At 58.7% G+C, this 18,444-nt stretch carries 20 protein-coding genes; 7 read left to right on the plus strand and 13 right to left on the minus strand.

Translation table 11 applies throughout. The features are described 5' to 3' along the window. Positions 1-13: 13 nt before the first annotated feature. Genes Q7L55_12260 through dnaB form a run of 3 tightly spaced genes read right to left on the minus strand, consistent with a single transcriptional unit; the run spans position 14 to position 4,564 of the window. Complete coding sequence (locus Q7L55_12260; GenBank protein ID MDO8733323.1) at positions 14-2,491, minus strand: MMPL family transporter; 2,478 nt, start codon at positions 2,489-2,491, stop codon at positions 14-16. 42 nt (positions 2,492-2,533) lie between these two features. Further along, on the minus strand, positions 2,534-3,199 hold the full coding sequence (locus tag Q7L55_12265; GenBank protein ID MDO8733324.1) for a CoA pyrophosphatase: 666 nt from the start codon (positions 3,197-3,199) through the stop codon (positions 2,534-2,536). Between the two features lie 18 nt (positions 3,200-3,217). Then, positions 3,218-4,564 carry a replicative DNA helicase gene (dnaB, locus tag Q7L55_12270; protein MDO8733325.1) on the minus strand — a complete coding sequence of 449 codons (1,347 nt, stop codon included), beginning with the start codon at positions 4,562-4,564 and terminating at the stop codon, positions 3,218-3,220. 287 nt (positions 4,565-4,851) lie between these two features. Between dnaB and Q7L55_12275 the strand changes: the two genes are divergently transcribed. Beyond that, the gene (locus tag Q7L55_12275) at positions 4,852-5,364 is read left to right on the plus strand and encodes a low molecular weight protein-tyrosine-phosphatase (protein ID MDO8733326.1); all 513 of its coding nucleotides are present in this window, start codon (positions 4,852-4,854) and stop codon (positions 5,362-5,364) included. Positions 5,365-5,373: 9 nt separating this feature from the next. After that, a complete protein-coding gene (locus tag Q7L55_12280; protein ID MDO8733327.1) occupies positions 5,374-5,787 on the plus strand; it encodes a TM2 domain-containing protein in 414 nt (137 codons plus the stop codon). Between the two features lie 304 nt (positions 5,788-6,091). Here the strand turns inward: Q7L55_12280 and Q7L55_12285 are convergent, their stop codons facing one another. From Q7L55_12285 to Q7L55_12315, 7 genes are all read right to left on the minus strand, one after another. Further along, positions 6,092-6,511: a DUF805 domain-containing protein gene (locus Q7L55_12285; GenBank protein ID MDO8733328.1), complete on the minus strand. Its 420-nt coding sequence runs from the start codon at positions 6,509-6,511 to the stop codon at positions 6,092-6,094. Between the two features lie 16 nt (positions 6,512-6,527). Beyond that, positions 6,528-6,956, minus strand: coding sequence for a DUF805 domain-containing protein (locus tag Q7L55_12290; protein MDO8733329.1), 429 nt, complete (start codon positions 6,954-6,956; stop codon positions 6,528-6,530). 138 nt (positions 6,957-7,094) lie between these two features. Then, positions 7,095-7,541, minus strand: coding sequence for a 50S ribosomal protein L9 (gene rplI / locus Q7L55_12295; protein MDO8733330.1), 447 nt, complete (start codon positions 7,539-7,541; stop codon positions 7,095-7,097). Positions 7,542-7,550: 9 nt separating this feature from the next. Continuing rightward, positions 7,551-7,829: a 30S ribosomal protein S18 gene (gene rpsR, locus Q7L55_12300; GenBank protein ID MDO8733331.1), complete on the minus strand. Its 279-nt coding sequence runs from the start codon at positions 7,827-7,829 to the stop codon at positions 7,551-7,553. 37 nt (positions 7,830-7,866) lie between these two features. Then, complete coding sequence (locus tag Q7L55_12305) at positions 7,867-8,346, minus strand: single-stranded DNA-binding protein (protein ID MDO8733332.1); 480 nt, start codon at positions 8,344-8,346, stop codon at positions 7,867-7,869. Continuing rightward, entirely contained in the window at positions 8,346-8,639 is a 294-nt protein-coding gene (gene rpsF / locus Q7L55_12310; protein MDO8733333.1) for a 30S ribosomal protein S6, read from the minus strand. Before rpsF ends, Q7L55_12305 begins: the two co-directional genes overlap by 1 nt. 135 nt (positions 8,640-8,774) lie before the next feature. After that, positions 8,775-9,311: a YbhB/YbcL family Raf kinase inhibitor-like protein gene (locus tag Q7L55_12315; protein ID MDO8733334.1), complete on the minus strand. Its 537-nt coding sequence runs from the start codon at positions 9,309-9,311 to the stop codon at positions 8,775-8,777. Positions 9,312-9,397: 86 nt separating this feature from the next. On the opposite strand from Q7L55_12315, the gene Q7L55_12320 reads away from it, so the two are divergent. The 3 genes from Q7L55_12320 to Q7L55_12330 are packed head-to-tail and all read left to right on the plus strand — an operon-like array spanning position 9,398 to position 12,516. Further along, a complete protein-coding gene (locus Q7L55_12320; GenBank protein ID MDO8733335.1) occupies positions 9,398-10,183 on the plus strand; it encodes an exodeoxyribonuclease III in 786 nt (261 codons plus the stop codon). Continuing rightward, a complete protein-coding gene (locus Q7L55_12325; protein MDO8733336.1) occupies positions 10,180-11,334 on the plus strand; it encodes a peptidoglycan bridge formation glycyltransferase FemA/FemB family protein in 1,155 nt (384 codons plus the stop codon). Before Q7L55_12320 ends, Q7L55_12325 begins: the two co-directional genes overlap by 4 nt. 18 nt (positions 11,335-11,352) lie before the next feature. Then, a complete protein-coding gene (locus tag Q7L55_12330) occupies positions 11,353-12,516 on the plus strand; it encodes an alanine racemase (protein MDO8733337.1) in 1,164 nt (387 codons plus the stop codon). Here the strand turns inward: Q7L55_12330 and Q7L55_12335 are convergent. The 3 genes from Q7L55_12335 to Q7L55_12345 all read right to left on the minus strand — a co-directional run bounded on the left by Q7L55_12335 (position 12,473) and on the right by Q7L55_12345 (position 16,577). Beyond that, positions 12,473-13,819, minus strand: a complete 1,347-nt coding sequence (locus Q7L55_12335; GenBank protein ID MDO8733338.1) for a hypothetical protein — start codon at positions 13,817-13,819, stop codon at positions 12,473-12,475. The two genes, Q7L55_12330 and Q7L55_12335, sit on opposite strands and share 44 nt — an antisense overlap. A gap of 5 nt (positions 13,820-13,824) precedes the next feature. Further along, entirely contained in the window at positions 13,825-15,915 is a 2,091-nt protein-coding gene (locus Q7L55_12340) for a transglycosylase domain-containing protein (GenBank protein ID MDO8733339.1), read from the minus strand. Between the two features lie 137 nt (positions 15,916-16,052). After that, on the minus strand, positions 16,053-16,577 hold the full coding sequence (locus Q7L55_12345) for a DUF5318 family protein (GenBank protein MDO8733340.1): 525 nt from the start codon (positions 16,575-16,577) through the stop codon (positions 16,053-16,055). A gap of 83 nt (positions 16,578-16,660) precedes the next feature. On the opposite strand from Q7L55_12345, the gene Q7L55_12350 reads away from it, so the two are divergent. Then, positions 16,661-17,257: a PadR family transcriptional regulator gene (locus Q7L55_12350; protein MDO8733341.1), complete on the plus strand. Its 597-nt coding sequence runs from the start codon at positions 16,661-16,663 to the stop codon at positions 17,255-17,257. Between the two features lie 27 nt (positions 17,258-17,284). Further along, entirely contained in the window at positions 17,285-18,364 is a 1,080-nt protein-coding gene (locus tag Q7L55_12355) for an inositol-3-phosphate synthase (protein ID MDO8733342.1), read from the plus strand. Positions 18,365-18,444: the final 80 nt, after the last annotated feature.

Here is an 18,444-nt window from a genome sequence, read left to right on the forward strand (position 1 = left end):
GACCGCACAGAATTCAGTCCAGGGTGATCTTTGGCAGAACTTTGTTCAACCACTTCGGCAGCCACCAGTTGGCCTTGCCGAGCATGGTCATCAACGATGGAACCAGGATCAGGCGCACCACGAAAGCATCGAGGATCACGGCCGAGGCCAACGCCACTCCAAAGAGTTTGATGGTGTCGTTCGGTGTGGGGACGAAGGACAAGAAGACGCTGGTCATGATGGTTGCAGCAATCACCACCACCTTGCCCGAGCCGGCCAAGCCCCGGCGGACTGCGATTCGGTTGTCTCCTGACTTATGCCACTCCTCCTGCATGCGAGTGACGAGGAAGACCTGATAGTCCATCGACAGGCCGAACAGGATCGCGAACACCATGATCGGCAGGAAGGGAAGGATCGGCCCAGTTCCGGTGACACCAAGCACTGAAGCCAAGGTGCCATGCTGGAAGACGGCAACGGTGATGCCCAATGCGCCGGCAAAGCTCATCAGACTCGTGACTGCCGCGGTCAACGGAATCACGAGTGAGTGGAAGAGCATCATCAGAGCAAGGAAGCCAAGTCCGACAACGAGCAGCAGGAAGATGGGCAGCTTCTCCTGCAACTGCACGGTGAAGTCGGTGGAGATTGCCTGAGTTCCACCGACAAAAAGAGTCGCGCTGGAAGCAACCGCGGGAGCCGTGACTTCGCGAATCCGAGTGAGAGTGTCAGCTGTTGCTTCGTCCTGCGGTGACGTCGTTGGCTGCACCAGAACAGATGTCAAAGTTCCTTTGGGGTCAAAGGCCGTCTTGCTGCCGTCGAGCAGGATCAGCATCTTGGAATTCGGCAGGGTGCTGGAAACTCCCTCGGTGTCTTCCAATGCCTTGACCACGGTCGCCAGTTCGTCCATGTCATGCGGATGCTTGAGCTCAACTGCAACAAAGAATGGTCCGGCAACACCTGGGCCATAACCCTTAGTGAGCAGGTCAAAGCCATTGCGTAGTGGAGTGCCTGGGGCTTGAGTTCCGTTGTCAGGGAATCCAAGTTCCATCGTCAAGGCTGGCGACGCCAAGGCACCAATCACGACTATCGACAACACCACAGGGATGACTGGCATCTTCTGCAGCAGCAGACCGAAGGACGACCACTTGCTGTCGTCAGGGTCGATCTCCTTGTGATGGCGAGCCCAAGGCATCTTGATTGCCAGTGCCTTGGCGCCGAGCAGCGAAAGCAATGCCGGCAGCATCACCAATGCCGAGAGCATCACCATCAAGACCGTTACTGCGGCTGCCATCGAAAGACCGTTGAAGAAGTTGATGTCCAGAACGAACATGCCAAGCAAGGCAACAATCACTGTGCAGCCGGCGAACAAGACAGCACGCCCAGCGGTATTCACCGCACGAAGCGCAGCATCCTTGGGAGCAAGATCAGCCAGGCCTTGTCGATATCGATTCATGATGAACAGCGAGTAGTCGATGCCAACGCCCAGGCCGATCATGGCCGCAAGAGTGGGTGCGAATGAAGCAACATCCATGAAGTTGCTGACCATGATGATCAGGAGTTGCCCGCCAACAAGGCCGGTGATCGCAACGATGATCGGAAGCCCCGCTGCGACGAGTGATCCAAATGCGATCAGCAAGATGATGATGGCGACAAGCAGCCCGACCGCTTCGCTTGAATCTGCTCCACCACCTGCAGCAGCCAAGGCCTGACCATTTGCTCCGATAATCAGTGTTGAGGAGTTGGCGTCCTTGATCATGTTGGAGATGCGCGTGGCATCTATTGCGCTGAGCGCGGGGTCGTCCACATTCACGGTTGCATACGCGACGGTTTCATCCTTGGAAACTGGGCTCGTTGCATCGGCTGCAGCCTGCGCTGCTGCCGTGTACTCCTTGAACTTCGCCGTGCCGGCATCAACAGCGCTGTGCAATTTGGCGACATCCTTGGGGATCTTCTTGGCGATTGCTGCCCAGTCTTTTTCGTTCGCGTGCGAGAGCCAGGCCAACACGGTGGCGATGTTCGCAAGATCTGCTCCATTGGCCTTGGCCAGTGGATAGATCGCAGGCAGGGCCTTCATAAGTTTCGTGAGCTCGGCCGAAGTGACGCCCAAGGACTTTGCGATCTTCTCGTTCGCCGCGGTCGTGAGAGCAGCAGTGACATTCGCTGGTGCCGGCTTGGGGCAATCGCGTCCGAAGTTCTCTTGGTATGGGCCCACAACACAGGTAACCGAGGATTGCTCGCTGAGCTTCTTGAGCAGCGGATCAATCTCAGCCTTCACAGCAGCATCTGTCGCCTGGCCTGCGGTTGGCGACCAGACCACCTGAAAGCTCGAAGTCTGGGTATTGCCCGCTGGCAATGTCTCGAGCAACTGTTGAGCTCGCGTGGATTGAGCACCCGGAAGGGCGAAACTGTTGTTGTACTTATCGCCCAAGGCAGCTGCGCCACCCACAAGCGCGATCAGCAGACCGAACCAGACCACGAGTGCGAAAACAGGATGACGAATGGCCCAGCGGCTCACGTGTGCTCTCCTCTGCCGGAAGTGCGCCAGCCTAGCGAGATGTCAGGATCGAAGTTGCGCAATGGTTGGTCGATCGCCAAGGACGCATGCGAGCAAATCCCAGATGATCTCGCCTTGCGTTCCCCAGACGAGTTGATCGTCACCGAAGTTGAAGAAGTGCATCTCGATTGGGCCTGGGCGCCGACGCGGTATCAACGAAGCGCCGCTATCGCCACCGGGTAGTTGTTCAGAAGTGAAGTGACTCTCCTCGGATGCGAATTCTCGAAGCGGCACCACTGCGATATCGGACACTTCATATGGATCGGGCTTGATCAGTGCAAGGGCATCGATCAAGCCGACAAACACTTCGATCACATGACCGGTCAGGATCGGGCCGCGTGAATCAAGAGCGCCAATGAGCGTGACATGCGAACTATCCGGCCCGAGCTCTTCTTGGAGTTCGCGAAGAGCCCCAGCGCGAGCATCAGCATCAATTACGGGATCAATGCGGCCGCCTGGAAAGACCCAGTCCCCCGCGTGATTGCGCATTTGCAGTGCGCGTTTGGTGAGGATCAGCGAGGCCTCGTGATCGACTTCGATAATCGGCACCACCATTGATGACGGCTTGATCTCAGGCGGATTCCAGAAGTAGTACTGCGGAGGCAACGGAGGAGGCAAGGCGGCGCAGGCACGCGTCACCGCTGCGATGCTGAAATCGGGATCACTCACAGGGCGAACTGTGCAGGATCAGGTCTGCGCCATGTCGACGAATCGTGAGTAATGCCCCTGGAAGGCAACTGTCACTGTTCCGGTTGGACCATTTCTGTGCTTGGCGATAATGAAGTCGGCTTCACCCGCTCGCGGTGATTCGCGCTCGTAGGCGTCCTCGCGACTGAGCAGTATCACCATGTCTGCGTCCTGCTCCAGCGAGCCGGATTCACGAAGGTCAGCGAGCATCGGCTTCTTGTCGGTGCGCTGTTCTGGACCACGGTTCAACTGGCTGATCGCGATGACCGGAACTTCAAGCTCCTTGGCGAGCAGCTTGAGAGATCGGGAGAATTCGGAGACTTCCTGCTGGCGACTTTCCACTCGCTTGCCACTGGTCATGAGCTGCAAGTAGTCCACAACAACCAGACGCAGATCATGACGCTGCTTCAAGCGTCGGCACTTGGCGCGGATCTCCATCAAGGTCATGTTCGGCGAATCGTCAATGAACAGCGGCGCATCACTGACCGTGCCCATCTTCGTTGCCATCTTTCCCCAGTCGCTGTCGCTCATGGTGCCCGCGCGCATGTGGTGCAGGGGCACCTGCGCCTCGGCTGACAGCAAGCGCATCACAATCTCGTTGCGACTCATTTCAAGGGAGAAGATGACTGAGGTGAGACCCTGCTTGATCGAGGCGGCACGGCAGATATCAAGGCCCAATGTTGACTTTCCAATGGCCGGTCGAGCGGCCAAGATGATCAGCTGACCTGCGTGCAAGCCGTTGGTGAGCGAGTCAAGATCAGCGAAGCCAGTCGGCACACCAACCATCTCGCCGCCCCGGTTGGAGATCGCCTCAATCTCGTTGAGTGCATCGCCCATGATGTCTTTGAGCGGGAGGTAATCCTCACTGGTGCGACGCTCGGTGACCTCGTAGACCTCGGCTTGAGCGCGGTCAACCATGTCGTCGACATCGCCGGTTCCCGTATAGCCCATGTGGACAATGCGCGTGCCGGCTTCAACCAAGCGGCGCAGGATTGCCTGTTCGCGCACGATGCGCCCGTAGTAGGAGGCATTGGCCGCGGTGGGGACCATTGACACCAGGGTGTGCAGATAGGCAGCGCCACCAATGCGGGTGAGCTCACCGGCCTTAGTGAGTTCAGCAGAGACGGTTACGGCATCGGCGGGCTCGCCACGGCTATAGAGGTCAAGGATGGTGCCGAAGACGCTTTGGTGCGCCGGCCGATAGAAGTCAGTTTCGCGGACGCTTTCGACAACATCGGCGATGGCGTCCTTGCTTAGCAGCATCGCCCCCAAGACGGACTGTTCTGCAGCAATATCCTGCGGCGGGGTGCGATCGAGCTGCGGGATCGGCAGTTCGGTAACACTCATTTGCCGACCTCCTTTACGTCTGAGGGCTCGTTCTACGCCGGGGGTGTGACAGTCGGGCTGGAGAAACCTATGGAGCCTGCTGTCAAGTGTCTATCTCCCCTGTGGATGGGGCTGTGCACAACTTGTTGAGGAGTTCGGCGAGTCACGGTGCACGACTGTGGATGACTTGGGGACAAAGCAGTTTTTTTCGCCGGTGTTTCCCCATTGATCCTCCATTTTCGGGCTGATCTGCCTGTGGACAAAAGATAGTTCCGAGACTGCCGCCGGACAGTCGTTACGCTGCCTGCGTGTCGTATCGAATCACCATTGTCTGCCTGGGCAATATCTGCCGCTCGCCCATCGCCGAGGCCGTTCTGCGCAACCGTATTGCGCGAGCCGGGCTCGAAAATGTGGTGCTGGTGGACTCAGCTGGCACCGGCGATTGGCACCTGGGACACCCAGCTGATCCACGGGCGCTGGCAACCTTGGCGGCTCACGACTACCCACTGGATCACCGGGCTCGACAAATTGACGCGAGTTGGTTTGCTGAGATCGATCTGATCTTGGCCATGGACCTGGCCAACTACGAGGATCTGCTCGAGATGCAAGTGGCGGCCGACTCATCCGCCGAAATCCGGATGTTCAGGGCCTTTGATCCAGCCTTGGCAGGGGAGCGAGAGCCAAGCGCGGCATTTGAGGTGCCCGACCCGTACTTCGGAGGGGACGCGGGCTTTGTCAATGTCCTGCACATGATCGAACTGGCAGCCGATGGCTTGGTCCAACAGCTCGTCTTGCGGCTCGACCAAGATGAAAGACCTTAAGGTCAGAGCATGAGCACTCCTGGGGATCCCAATTCAGCTGGCGCGCCAGTTCCGCAGACTGCCCCGCCCGGCTGGTACCGCGCAGTTGATGGCTCCTATCAAGAGCAGTACTGGGATGGCAGCAACTGGGCATCAGCCTTTCGGCCAATTCCCACGAAGGCGGTGCTGCTGTTCGCACCCGATGGCTCGCCCGTCTCACCGAAATCGCGGCTGGCCGTGCTGCTGTTTGCCATCTTCCTTGGCAGCCTGGGCGTGCACAGCTTTTTCGTAGGCAAGGTTGGCGTTGGGCTGGGCCAGTTGGCGATCACGATATTCACGTGCGGAATCTTCGGCTGGATCTGGCCGCTGGTCGACATCATCCTGATCGCCATGGGTACATACCGCGACAAGGAAAACCGACTGGTCCTCAACTGGGATGCCTGAGCCTGGTTCAGGCCAACGAGCAAAGGCCCACAGCAGATTGTGGACACCTGCGTTCTGAATCCTCTTGAGGTTTCGCAGTTGCTGATTCCAGTTGCGCCAAAAGACCTTGGACGACGGAGATTTCGAGTCCAGGAGTTGAGTGGTATCAGTCCACGAACGATCGTCAATATTGCCACAGGTCTGCGGATTGCGTGCATGCCAAGTGGCCGTCAGCAGCGAAGCAGTCAGACCAAGGGCCAGCAATGCGCCAGGGGTCAGACCAACGATCCGACCCCTGGGCGACCACTGACCAACAGTAAGTGACCTATCCGCGTGCAGGACCTTCGCCGTAGGCGTTGGGTCCCGGCGTGCCCTCGAGAAGCCAGAACACGAAGACCACCAGGCTTACACAGGGAACGATTAGAAGCAGGTTCAGCCATCCAGATGTGCCACGGTCATGCAAACGACGGCAACTCACCGAGAGATACGGGACGACCAGCGCCAGCGAGAAAATTCCCGCGATGACGTAGAAGATGATCGCCCCCGCCGGGAAGGTCATATTCACGTTGCCATAGATGTCGCCGGCAGGCTGTCCGGCAAGCAGCAGGATGTAGGCGATGAAGTACGGGATGCCTACGACGATTGCGTAGAACAGGTAGAACCACCAGAACTCTGAGCGGCTGGCTCTCCCGCTGAAATCGGCATAGTGATTCAAGCAGTACTTAACTGACTGGCCAAAGCTCATAACGACACCTCAATTGCTATGCGGTTGCGGCCTCACCGTAGGAGTTCGCGCCTGGTGTACCGGTCGTCGCCCAGAAGATGATCAGGATGATCGCTCCGATGAAGTTGACGCAGGGAACGAAAAGGAGCACCTGAAACCAGCCGGACTTCCCCGTGTCGTGGAGCCTGCGGCTGCCTACCGCCAACATGGGAACGATCAACGCAAGGCTGACAAGCCCCGCCAAGATGTACAGGAGCCAGCCGAATATCGCCGCAGGCCCGTAACTCATTTCACCGTAGTACGAAGTGCTCGTCCCTATGGCAACGAAGATCGAGCCCAGAAGATATGGGACACCAACGACGATTGCGTATGCGAGGTAGAACCACCAGAACTCCGGCCGCGCAGCGCGTCCATTGAAGTTCGCGTAGTTCTCGAGGCAGTACCTGACTGACGTACTCAAATCCATGACCACTCCTTCGTCGATCCAGATGTGGCCGAGCCTAGTGATCGATCGCCTCGATGGCGCACTTTTCGCATGCGAAGTCGGACAGCGCAGAGGGAGCAGCCGATACGGCAACTCCCTCTGGCCTAACACGGAAGCGATTTAGCCTGCGACAACCTCGAAGTTCAACTTGGCGACAACACCCTCGTGTACAAGCACTGTGGCGTTGTATGAACCCACGGTCTTCACCGGAGCGGCCAAGGTGACCTTGCGCTTCTCGATTGCTGGGCCACCTGCTGCACGCACTGCATCTGCAATGTCTGCCGTGGTGACCGAACCGAAGAGGCGGCCAGTGTCGCCAGCCTTGGCCTGAAGAGTCACCTTCAGGGCCTCGAGCTCCTGCTTGACCTCGTTGGCGTGACCCAGATCGCGAATCTCACGAACCTTGCGGGCGCGCTTGATCTGCGTCACCTGCTTTTCCCCTCCGCGCGTCCAGGCAATGCCCAGACCACGTGGCATGAGGAAGTTGCGCGCGTATCCGTCCTTCACCGCGACGATGTCGCCAGCAATGCCCAGACCGGAGACTTCCTGCGTCAATATCAGTTTCATCATCGATCCTTAGCGTGCTGTTGAGGTGTAGGGAAGAAGTGCCATCTCACGGGCATTCTTGACAGCGTTCGCAACATCGCGCTGATGCTGGGTGCAGTTGCCAGTCACTCGGCGAGCGCGGATCTTGCCGCGATCTGAGATGAACTTGCGGAGCAAGTTCGTGTCCTTGTAATCAATGCCCTTGATCTCGCCACGGCAAAAGACGCAGTCGCGCCTCTTGGGTAGCTTGTCGTCCTTGCCGCGCGCGGGTCCGCGCTTGCTGTCACGATCTCTATCGCGTGGTGCCATGTCTGCTTACTCCTGTGAAGTCAGTGAAGATTGGTGATTAGAAAGGTGGCTCGTCGAAGCCGGCGCCACCTGAGGGGCTGCTTGCCCATGGGTCATCTGCTGGTGCTCCACCGCCAGCAGCTTGGCCGCCGTCGAATCCACCACCTTGACGCTGGACACGATTGACCTTGGCCGTTGCGTAGCGAAGTGCGGGACCGACATCGTCGACCTCGACCTCCATCACCTGGCGCTTCTCACCCTCGCGGGTTTCGTATGAGCGCTGCTTCAAGCGGCCTTGCACGATCACGCGCGTGCCCTTGGTCAGCGACTCGGCAACGTTCTCCGCGTACTGGCGCCAGACACTGCAACGCATGAAGACGGTCTCGCCGTCCTTCCACTCATTGGTTGTGCGATCAAGCACGCGTGAGCTGGAGGCAACGGTGAAGGAAGCGACAGCAGCGCCGCTTGGGGTGAAACGCAATTCAGGATCGTTGGTCAGATTGCCAACAACCGTCACCACGACGTCACCGGCGGCCATTACTTGGCCTCCTCCGGACGCAACACCTTGGTACGCATGACGGCCTCGTTCAGCGAGAGCTGACGATCAAGCTCGGCAACTGCAGAAGGGTTGGCCGTGACTTCGAGCACGGCATAGATGCCATCAGGCTTGTGGTTTATCTCGTATGCCATACGACGACGACCCCACACATCAACCTTGTGCACCTCGCCACCATCAGCGCGGACGACGTTGAGGAACGTCTCCAAACTGGGGGCTACGGTCTTTTCTTCTAGATCTGGATCAAGAATGACCATGACCTCATAACGACGCATAAGAATCCCACCTCCTCTGGACTCAAACGGCCACGGACATTCCGCGGCAGGAGGGTTCTCGCGTGCCTGCAGGTTGACGGTCAAACCACACCGCCGGTCAGCAGGACTCCGGAAGATTACCGGCCCTCGCGGAAATTAGGAAATCTCCGCAGTTCCCATGAGAGTGGCGCGGCCCAGGATGTGGAATGACATCTTGAATCCGAGCAAGGCGGGCGAGGTGTCGGCATCGACTTCGATGTCGTGAGTGTCCAGCGCGTGCACAGTGATGAAGTAGCGGTGCGAGCCATGCCCGCCGGGCGGAGCTGCGCCAAGGAATCGAGGCGAGCCGGCGTCATTGCGCAGTTGAATTGCCGTGGCAGGCAGACCCGCGCCACCTTCATCGCCGGCTCCCTGGGCCAAGGAGGTGACTGTTGACGGAATTCCGGCAACTGCCCAATGCCAAAATCCAGACATGGTCGGCGCGTCAGGGTCATACATGGTGACTGCATAACTCTTGGTTTCAACTGGGGCACCGGACCACGACAACTGCGGGCTGCTGTCTTGGCCCCCCGGCACGTCAAAGATTCCCGACATATGTGCCTCTGCAAGCGGTTCACCTTCGCGCAGGTTCACGCTCGTGACGCTGAAACTTGGCACTTCAGGCAGGCGCCAAAACGGGTCGTTACCGGTCATCGCAGCTCTCCTTGCTCAGATCGTTCTCTTGTCTGTTCGAGCCTAAGCCGAGCACGCGCCATGCGGAGTGCATCTAGGCTGCACTCGTGCGAATTGTGACTTGGAACGTGAATTCCATTGGCGCACGACTAGAGAGAGTGCTGGCCTGGCTAGAGCTCAACAAGCCGGATGTCTTGGCACTTCAAGAGCTCAAGTGCACCGACGATGCCTTCCCTTTGATGCCCTTTCAGGCGCTCGGCTACGAGGTCGCCACCCTTGGCACTGGGCGCTGGAATGGCGTGGCCTTGATCAGCAAGGTGGGCTTGGACGACGTCACCCGGGGATTGCTCGGGCAGCCGCAATATGAGGAATCGGACGAACCGCGAGCCATCGGCGCCACCTGCGGCGGCGTGCGCGTTTGGAGCGTCTATGTGCCAAACGGACGCGAGCCAGACCACCCCCACTACTCATACAAGCTCCAGTGGTTTCAGGCACTCAAAGCCACTGCTGCAGCAGAACTTGCTCAGTCACCTGATCGACCGTTCACCATCATCGGCGACTACAACGTTGCCCCCACTGACGCAGACGTCTGGGACATCGCAAAGTTTGAAAACAGCACGCATGTGACTCCGGCCGAGCGGCAGGCACTTGTCGACGTGCGCTCCGCTGGTCTGGTCGAAGTCATGCCGCGCGCATTGAAAGGGGAACCCTTCACCTTCTGGGACTACCGGCAGGCCTCCTTCGGGCGCGGCTGGGGCATGCGCATCGACTTGATCTACGGCAACCAGTTGTTCGCGGACGCGGTGAGCGATGCGTATATCGATCGCGAGGAGCGCAAGGGCAAGGGCGCATCCGATCACGCACCCGTCGTAGTCGACTTGGATCTTCCATGACCCCAGTGGTGCGCACAATCTCTGCCACCCAGCACCGCGAATGGATCGCCTCTCGCTCATCGGTCTCCTTCTTGCAACTGCCCGAATGGGGACAGGTCAAGGTCGGCTGGCGTCCGGAGTCGATCGGCTGGTTTGAGGGTTCCGAACTCGTCGGCGCGGGCCTTGTTCTCTTTCGTCCCATCCCCAAGTTGCCGCAGCGATCCCTCGCCTACCTGCCCGAGGGTCCAGACATCGACTGGCTGCATTCCCAATTTCCGCAGTACGACATCAGTGCCTGGCTCACGCCACTGCTCTCACACCTGAAGGCCAGCGGTGCCTTTCAAGTCAAGATGGGTCCGCCCGTTGCGACCCGGCGCTGGGAATCGGAGACGATCAAGGCCGCCATGGCGCAATGGCGGGAACCAGACGGCTCTCCGCCAGCGCATCTGCACGAGGTCGTCGCCGATTGGCATTCAATTCTTGCGCTGCATCTGTCCGAACGCCTGCAATCGCGGGGCTGGCGACAAGAGGAGAATTCCGGCGCGGGCTTTGGCGACGTCCAACCGCGATATGTCTTTCAGATCAAACTCGGCGAACGCGGCCTGGATGACATCTTTGCTGGCTTCAACCAGCTCTGGCGACGCAATGTGCGTAAGGCAGAAAAACTCGGAGTAGTGGTGTCGCTCGGCGATCGCGCCGATCTTGCTGCCTTCCATGAAATCTACGTGGAGACCGCCAAGCGCGACCAGTTCACTCCACGCGGGCTCACGTACTTCGAACACATGTGGGATGAACTGAACAAGCAGCATGCCTCACGTTTGAGTGTGCACCTTGCGCATTTCGATGGGCATCTGGCGGCAGCGACCTTGATGGTGCGCGTCGGCGATCACGCCTGGTACTCCTACGGAGCATCAACAACGGCTGATCGAGAGGTTCGACCATCCAATGCTCTGCAGTGGGCGATGATTCAGCAAGCGCACGCCGCTGGTTGTGCGATCTACGACCTTCGGGGCATCGCCGACACTCTCAATCCTGACGACCATCTCTTTGGCTTGGTGCAATTCAAAGTCGGCTCGGGTGGATATGCCCAGGAGTACGTTGGCGAATGGGATTTCATCCTGCGTGCCACTTGGGCAAAAGCGTATGCGCTGTATCAGGCTCGACGTGGCTGACATCGAACGGAGCAGGCAATGACCTTCACCCTTGAGGTGAACACAGATCAGTGGCGCACACATGTCCACACGGTGAGCGCTCAGGTTAAATCACTGACGGGTTCGTCGATAGTGCCGGTCATCAAGGGCAATGGCTACGGGCTTGGTCAGGCTCGACTGGCACATGAGAGCAACACACTGGCCAGCGAGGTTGTCGCTGTTGGAACGGTCTTCGAACTTGATGAAGTGTTGGGCCATACAAATGCAGACGTCGTTGTCTTAGAACCCTTTGAGCCTCGCGATCTTCTCGCCGGTGATGCGTGGTGGGACATCGCACAGAAGTGGGAAGCGCAGCGCGTCATTCGCACCATCTCGTCGACAAGTGGGCTTGCGGCCCTGAGCTCTGGCGCTGGACATGTTCGAGTCGTGATGGAAGCGCGCACCTCAATGAGTCGCTTTGGCTTCAGCGAGGCCGAACTCATTCGGGTGCTTGCTGATCCGGTAACCCGAACAGCCATCGAATCCAACAGGCTGCAGATCTGCGGACTGTCCTTGCACCTGCCACTTGAGCAGTCAGCTGACGAAGAACCGGTGCCCGGAGAGACAGCGGTCACCGCGCGCGTTCGCGAAGTGCAGCGCTGGCACGGGCTTTGGCAGACCGAGTCGGTAAAGCTCGGCAGCACAGTTGACCAAACACTGTGGCTGTCTCATCTGACTGACACTGAGTACTCACAGGTGCAAGCCTCCAATCGGATGGTCCAGATCAAAGCGCGCATTGGAACCCGACTTTGGCTTGGTGACCGAAGTGCCTTGACGGTTCATGGCACCGCGCTCGCCGTGCATCCGCTGCCCGACGGAACGCATGTCGGCTATCGCCAACGCACTGGTCCTGCGGGTGGCACCTTGATCGTGGTGTCCGGCGGTACATCGCATGGGATCGGCCTCAGCGCACCGACTCCAGCAGCGAGTTTGCGCCAGCGATTCGTGACAGCAGGCACCGGCGCTCTCGATGCGGCCGGCCGAGCTCTCTCGCCGTTCATTTGGGAGGGCAAGCAACGGTGGTTCGCTGAGACTCCCCATCAACATCACTCGATGATCTGGTTGCCTCGCGGTTGCGTTGTGCCACAGGTGGGTGACCAACTGCGTGCTGAAGTGCGCTTCACGACATCGAGGTTTGATGCAGTGCGAGGTCTGGACTCGTAGCCCGCACTGGATCCTCTTGCGGAATGAGCATGTCGCGAATGACCATGACCGAAAAATAGATCGTGCCTGCGATGTGGATGAAGATTGCAAGCGCGTACCACAGGGCCGTCAAGCCCTTGGCGCCATCGATTTGGTAACCCGCAAGAAACCACCAGACCGAGACGAAGTACACAACTTCAGCCGCCTGCCAGATGAGAAAATCCCGCCAGCGAGGTCGAGCAAGGACCGCAAGCGGAATCAACCAAAGTCCGAACTGCGGCGCAAAGCCCTTTGCTGTCAACAGGTATGCAGCCACGACAAGAAAGATGACGGACTCTGTACGAGGCGGCACTGGTGCCTGCACCACTACAGCTGCGATCCCAACCAGCGCAGCAAGGAACAGCAGGAGCGCAGCAAGATTGACTTGTCCCGTCGAAAGTTGTGGACCACCCCATTGATTGATTGCGAACCACACTGATCCGACATCGGGAAGCGAGTCAAGTAATTTGCGATAGATCACTGACCATCCCTCGTAGTTCATCAGCATGAATGGCACATTGATCAGGAGCCACGTAGCGACCGCGGAAAGGACGACCCGCTTGGTGGAGTGCCATTGCTTGCTTCGAAAAGCCAGCAGTATCAACGCAATCAGGATCACGGCCGGATAGTGCGCGGCAGACATCGCCGCACCTAACAGCACGCCTGCCGCGAGGTTTCGTTTGCGCACCAACTGCAGAACAGCGAGTGCCACAAGTGCGACGGCGAGGAGATCCCAGTTGATGCGCGAAGCCAGGATGATGATTGGCGCGAGCGCAACCATTGCTGCATCCCAAGGCCGATGACGCGCTGCAAGTGCTGTTGCCAGGACGGCGATCAGCAAGGGGATGAACAGCAGCACGACATTGACGTCGAAGAACATCGTTGCCGGATCAGCCTGCGGACGGATGGAGCTGAGCCAGTGGGTGATGATCGAGGAAAGCTCCATGAACATGCCAACGAGCACTGGTGCATCGACTCCTTGTCTTGCGGAGGAAATGTCGACATAGGGAATAGCACCCTGCGCCAATTCCTGCAGCGTGTAGAAGGGGTGAATGTCGGTGTAGCAGAGGTGCTCGTAGCGCTCAGGAGAAATCCAGCCGCTACTTCGGCAAGAAGAGCCAAGCCAGATTCCAACGCAATAGCCGAAGGCCGAGAGCACAATCAATACGCGAAGCGGGTTCCACCACCGTCGACGAATCCTGCGATGCTGGCCAACTGGCCCGCCCATGAGTTCGCTGCCGCGCGCCAGGAGTGGATCCTCCTGGCTTGGCGCGAGGTCAGTCATGCTCGCTAGCCCGCAACCGAGGGCGGGCCATCGCCATTGCCCTTGACTGGAGCCTTGGTTGGAGCCTTGCTCGGAGTTTTCGAGGGCCGCGCGCTAGGTACCTGTTTTGGCGCCCCATCACCTGGTGGAACGGGAGCGACCGTGGAACTCAGATTGCCGAAGACATCGCCATTAGGGGCCTCGCCGATCGGTTCAGGTGAGAATTCGGCAGCGTTGGCGTTCGGACATCCAAGGGGCGGCAGCCCACCGTTGGCCTCAGTCAGCGCAACACAGTCCAGCCGGTCGGTGATCGACGAAGGCGCGGCCGGCAATTGCGCTATCGGCTGCCCCTTGAGCGCTGCACGCATGTACTTGGTCCAAATCGCGGCGGGGAAGGAGCCACCAGTGACGGTGTGCAGACCTCCCGTACCTGACAAGGACACTGGCAGGCCAGAGGCGTTCTCCTTGGCCATCAGGACGGCAGTTGACAGTTGCGGGGTGTAACCCACGAACCATGCACTCTTGTTTCCGTCGGTCGTACCTGTCTTTGCGCTCGCTGGTCGGTTGAGTGCGCGTGCGGCAAATGCCGTTCCGCGTTCGACATTTTGATTGAGCACGTAGGTCACCGTGTCAGCTACTTGTGAATCAAATTCGGTGGTGAGCGTTGGCTCATAGTCGTAAAGCAGTCCGCCATTCGGGCCGATGACTTTCTGCACAATTGAAGTCGTCGAGCGCACTCCTTGAGCTGCGAAAGTCGCATATGCGTTGGCCATGCTCAGGCCTGACGGTGAAGCCGTGCCGAGCACAAAGGTGAGATTAAGACTGTCGAGATTGAGCCCGGGAGTGCTTTCAGGGATTCCAGCGCGCACGGCCGCATTTGAGACGGCATCAACGCCGATCGCCGATTCCATCTGCACATAGGCGGAGTTAACTGAATGCAATGTTGCCTTCAGCAGCGAAATCTCTCCGAAGGATTTGTCGCCGTAGTTCGTCAAGGTATAGCCGTTGACAGTGCTGGGCGAATTGCCATTCCAGACTGACGTCAACGGCATGCTCTTCTCGGTCGCAGCAGCCAGCGCAAAAGGTTTGAAGGTCGATCCCGCTTGAGCAAATGGACGCGTTGCGTTGTTGATCTGATCAGCAATGAAATCCTTGCCGCCATACAGGGCAACGATTGCGCCGGTATTCGGGCGAACCGATGCAAGCCCAATACGCAGACCCTCAGTATTCGACGACGGTCCAGCAGCGTCGACAGCAGCAACAGCTGCGTCCTCAGCCTTCTTATCGAGAGTCGAAACGATCTGCAGCCCACCAGCTTCGATCTCGCTTTCATCGAAACCAAGAGAGATCAACTGATCCTTGATGCCCTGCAGTAGATATCCCGTCTGACCACCGAGGCGGTTGGCGTTCTTTGCTTGCAGGATTTCGGGGAATTTCGCACCCGCGCGCTGATCGCCAGTGATCCAGCCCTGTGACTCCATGCCGTCGAGCACATAGCTCCAGCGTGAGCGCAGTGCAGTCAAATGGTTCTCAGGTGCCAGGCCACTTGGTGAATTGATGATCGCTGCCAATACTGCGCCTTCGGACAAAGAAAGCTCACTGACCGGCTTGGCGAAATACGCACGGGCAGCCGCATCGATGCCATTGGCATGTCGTCCGAAATAGATGGTGTTGAGGTAGTCCTCAAGGATTTGGTCCTTGGAAGTGACGGTCTCGAGCTTGAAGGCCAGCAGTGCCTCGTGGATCTTTCGACTCCAGGTGCGCTCCTGGGTCAAGAAGGCGTTCTTGGCGTACTGCTGGGTAATAGTCGAGCCACCTTGGGTCGAGCCGCCAGTCAGGTTGTTGATGACAGCTCGCGCAAAACCGATTGGCGAGATGCCGCCGTGGTCATAGAAGTCGCGGTCTTCCGCAGCGAGGATCGCTTTCTGCACCATCTCGGGCACATCGCTGAGCGGCACACTGCGCCGCGAAGAGTCGCCCAGGCGGCCGACTTCATTCTTACCATCGGCGTAATAGACAACAGTGGCCTGACTGGTGGCGAGCTCGTTGGGTGTTGGAATTGTCGTCATAGCAAGTGCGATTGCGAAGCCGGCAATTGCGAGCACAAAGAGAATCACGCCAGCAATCAGGATTCGTCGGATCCAATGCGGACGCTTGGCCTTCTTGCGCCGGCTCGCAGGCGTTCGAGTGGCGGGGCTTCGACCACGGCTCGACCTGGCGGGTGGACGTCTGCTGGCACCCCGCGGATCTTGAGTCACCGTTTCCCTTCGAGTTCGATGAGGTCACGGGGCGTGCGGGGTGCACGTCGCGGGACTCCATCTCCCAAGACGAAAGTCCTCATCAAAAAGTTCCAATGGCATCGCTGACATACCTCCACCACGTAGACCTTGAACTCGCCATAGGTCCGGGCCATTTCGGGCAGATCTGCGTTCTGACGCACTCGACCTGTATAGGGGCCGAGCTGGTCGCCATAGACATAGGTGACGTGTACGAACTCCGGGTCCTTGCAGACCGGGCAAGGGCTGCCGATTGCTTCGCCATGGAATTTCGCGGCCTTCAGCAGGTACGGGTCGGCGTCGCAGAATTCGCTGCTAAGCATCCCGCCACGAAAGAAGGCATGCAATGCAGCTCGGCGCTGCAGAGTGAAATCGATGGGGGACCGCGGTGCGGTTGGATCGGCGATTTGCTCGATCGGACCGAGCTCATCCTGCTTGCTGGGCCTGCCCGAGGCTCCACGCACGACTGAGCCACGAAGGGCGCTGTGGCGTGGAGCAGACATTCGACCAGTCTAGGTTGCTTTGCATACCGGATATGAGCCCGCCGTGTTTGCCTTGATATATCGAATTGATATATCTTTCCAATATGACGAAGCGAGCGGACATCCTCGAATTCGCAGTGCTCGGCATGTTGGGCGATGGCCCTCTCCACGGCTACGAACTGCGCAAGCGCCTGGATACCGTGCTTGGCCCCTTTCGCACATTGTCCTTTGGATCCCTCTACCCGTGCTTGCGTCGCATCGAACAGCGGGGATTGATTGTTCAGGTGCATGTCACACCCGCGACCGAGAGCAACGCTCCGCCACTGAGTGGGCGACGCGCACGCGTGGTTTACTCCCTCACTGGCGATGGCAAGGAGGCCTTCGAGCACTGGGTCAACGAGCCTGGCCCAGAATCCTGGGAGGATGAGGGCTTCGCAGCCCATCTGGCATTCTTCGGGCGCACGGAAGCCTGGGTGCGAGTTCGCATTCTTGAAGGCCGGCGTTCGCGCATGGAAGAACGGGTAGCCGCGCTGCGCGACTCAATGCTTCGCTCTCGCGATCGCGTCGATGCCTACACCCTTGAGCTGCAAAGCCACGGACTTGATCGAGCCGAGCGCGAAGTGCGCTGGCTCAACGAGCTCATCACTACTGAGCGAAAGAACGCCGAAGAAGCTCAACAGCCGCGCGACTTCACTACGTAAGTACCACTGAAAAACTAGGAGAACAATATGGGATCAGTACGCGTCGCCATCATTGGCGTCGGCAACTGTGCGGCATCACTCGTTCAGGGTGTCGAGTATTACAAGGATGCTGATCCGCAAGGATTCGTCCCCGGGCTGATGCATGTGCAGTTTGGGCCCTACCACGTCCGCGATGTTGAGTTCGTCGCTGCCTTTGACGTGGATGCCAAGAAGGTCGGCCAGGATCTCTCGGCTGCCATCGGCGCCTCGGAGAACAACACCATCAAGATTTGCGACGTTCCGGTCACCGGTGTCATCGTCCAGCGCGGTCATACCCTCGATGGTCTGGGCAAGTACTACCGCGAGACCATAAGCGAGTCCGAGCAACCAGCCGTCGACGTGGTAGCAGCCCTCAAGGCGGCCAAGACCGACATCGTCGTGTGCTACCTCCCAGTGGGCTCAGAGGATGCCGCGCGTTTCTACGCACAGTGTGCAATCGATGCCGGCTGTGGATTCGTCAACGCTCTTCCCGTCTTCATCGCCGGAACGCCAGCTTGGGCAAAGAAGTTCGAGGATGCTGGTCTGCCTATCGTGGGCGACGACATCAAGAGCCAGGTCGGAGCAACCATCACGCACCGCATCCTTGCCAAGCTCTTTGAAGATCGCGGAGTGATCCTGGACCGCACCTACCAACTCAACGTAGGCGGCAACATGGACTTCATGAACATGCTTGAGCGCGAGCGTCTGGAATCCAAGAAGATCTCCAAGACCCAGTCAGTCACGTCGCAGATCTCGCACGACATCGGTGCTCGCAATGTGCACATCGGTCCGTCTGACTATGTCGCATGGCTCGATGACCGCAAGTGGGCTTTTGTTCGCCTGGAAGGCCGCGCATTCGGTGATGTGCCGTTGAGCCTTGAGTACAAGCTCGAAGTTTGGGATTCGCCCAACAGTGCAGGCGTCATCATTGACGCCGTTCGTGCTGCGATGATCGCAAAGGACCGCGGCATCGGCGGTCCGATCCTGTCAGCCTCGAGCTACTTCATGAAGTCGCCGCCCGTGCAGTACAGCGACAGCGAGGCACATATTGCTGTCGAAGACTTCATCGCCGGAACAATCGAACGCTAACCACACTTCATCGCAAAGCCCTGGTGCATCGAACTGAACCTTCGATCCACCGGGGCTTTCGCATGCGGTTGGTCAACTGA

This window comes from Actinomycetota bacterium, from assembly GCA_030650795.1.
GTDB lineage: Bacteria > Actinomycetota > Actinomycetes > S36-B12 > S36-B12 > UBA11398.

Excerpts from the sequence above, each read along its gene's own strand:
- dnaB (MDO8733325.1), bottom strand. The coding sequence starts at position 4,564 with ATGAGTGTTACCGAACTGCCGATCCCGCAGCTCGATCGCACCCCGCCG.
- Q7L55_12280 (MDO8733327.1), top strand. The coding sequence starts at position 5,374 with ATGAGCACTCCTGGGGATCCCAATTCAGCTGGCGCGCCAGTTCCGCAG.
- Q7L55_12285 (MDO8733328.1), bottom strand. The coding sequence starts at position 6,511 with ATGAGCTTTGGCCAGTCAGTTAAGTACTGCTTGAATCACTATGCCGAT.
- Q7L55_12290 (MDO8733329.1), bottom strand. The coding sequence starts at position 6,956 with ATGGATTTGAGTACGTCAGTCAGGTACTGCCTCGAGAACTACGCGAAC.
- rplI (MDO8733330.1), bottom strand. The coding sequence starts at position 7,541 with ATGAAACTGATATTGACGCAGGAAGTCTCCGGTCTGGGCATTGCTGGC.
- rpsR (MDO8733331.1), bottom strand. The coding sequence starts at position 7,829 with ATGGCACCACGCGATAGAGATCGTGACAGCAAGCGCGGACCCGCGCGC.
- Q7L55_12305 (MDO8733332.1), bottom strand. The coding sequence starts at position 8,346 with ATGGCCGCCGGTGACGTCGTGGTGACGGTTGTTGGCAATCTGACCAAC.
- rpsF (MDO8733333.1), bottom strand. The coding sequence starts at position 8,639 with ATGCGTCGTTATGAGGTCATGGTCATTCTTGATCCAGATCTAGAAGAA.
- Q7L55_12315 (MDO8733334.1), bottom strand. The coding sequence starts at position 9,311 with ATGACCGGTAACGACCCGTTTTGGCGCCTGCCTGAAGTGCCAAGTTTC.
- Q7L55_12325 (MDO8733336.1), top strand. The coding sequence starts at position 10,180 with ATGACCCCAGTGGTGCGCACAATCTCTGCCACCCAGCACCGCGAATGG.
- Q7L55_12330 (MDO8733337.1), top strand. The coding sequence starts at position 11,353 with ATGACCTTCACCCTTGAGGTGAACACAGATCAGTGGCGCACACATGTC.
- Q7L55_12335 (MDO8733338.1), bottom strand. The coding sequence starts at position 13,819 with ATGACTGACCTCGCGCCAAGCCAGGAGGATCCACTCCTGGCGCGCGGC.
- Q7L55_12345 (MDO8733340.1), bottom strand. The coding sequence starts at position 16,577 with ATGTCTGCTCCACGCCACAGCGCCCTTCGTGGCTCAGTCGTGCGTGGA.
- Q7L55_12350 (MDO8733341.1), top strand. The coding sequence starts at position 16,661 with ATGACGAAGCGAGCGGACATCCTCGAATTCGCAGTGCTCGGCATGTTG.
- Q7L55_12355 (MDO8733342.1), top strand. The coding sequence starts at position 17,285 with ATGGGATCAGTACGCGTCGCCATCATTGGCGTCGGCAACTGTGCGGCA.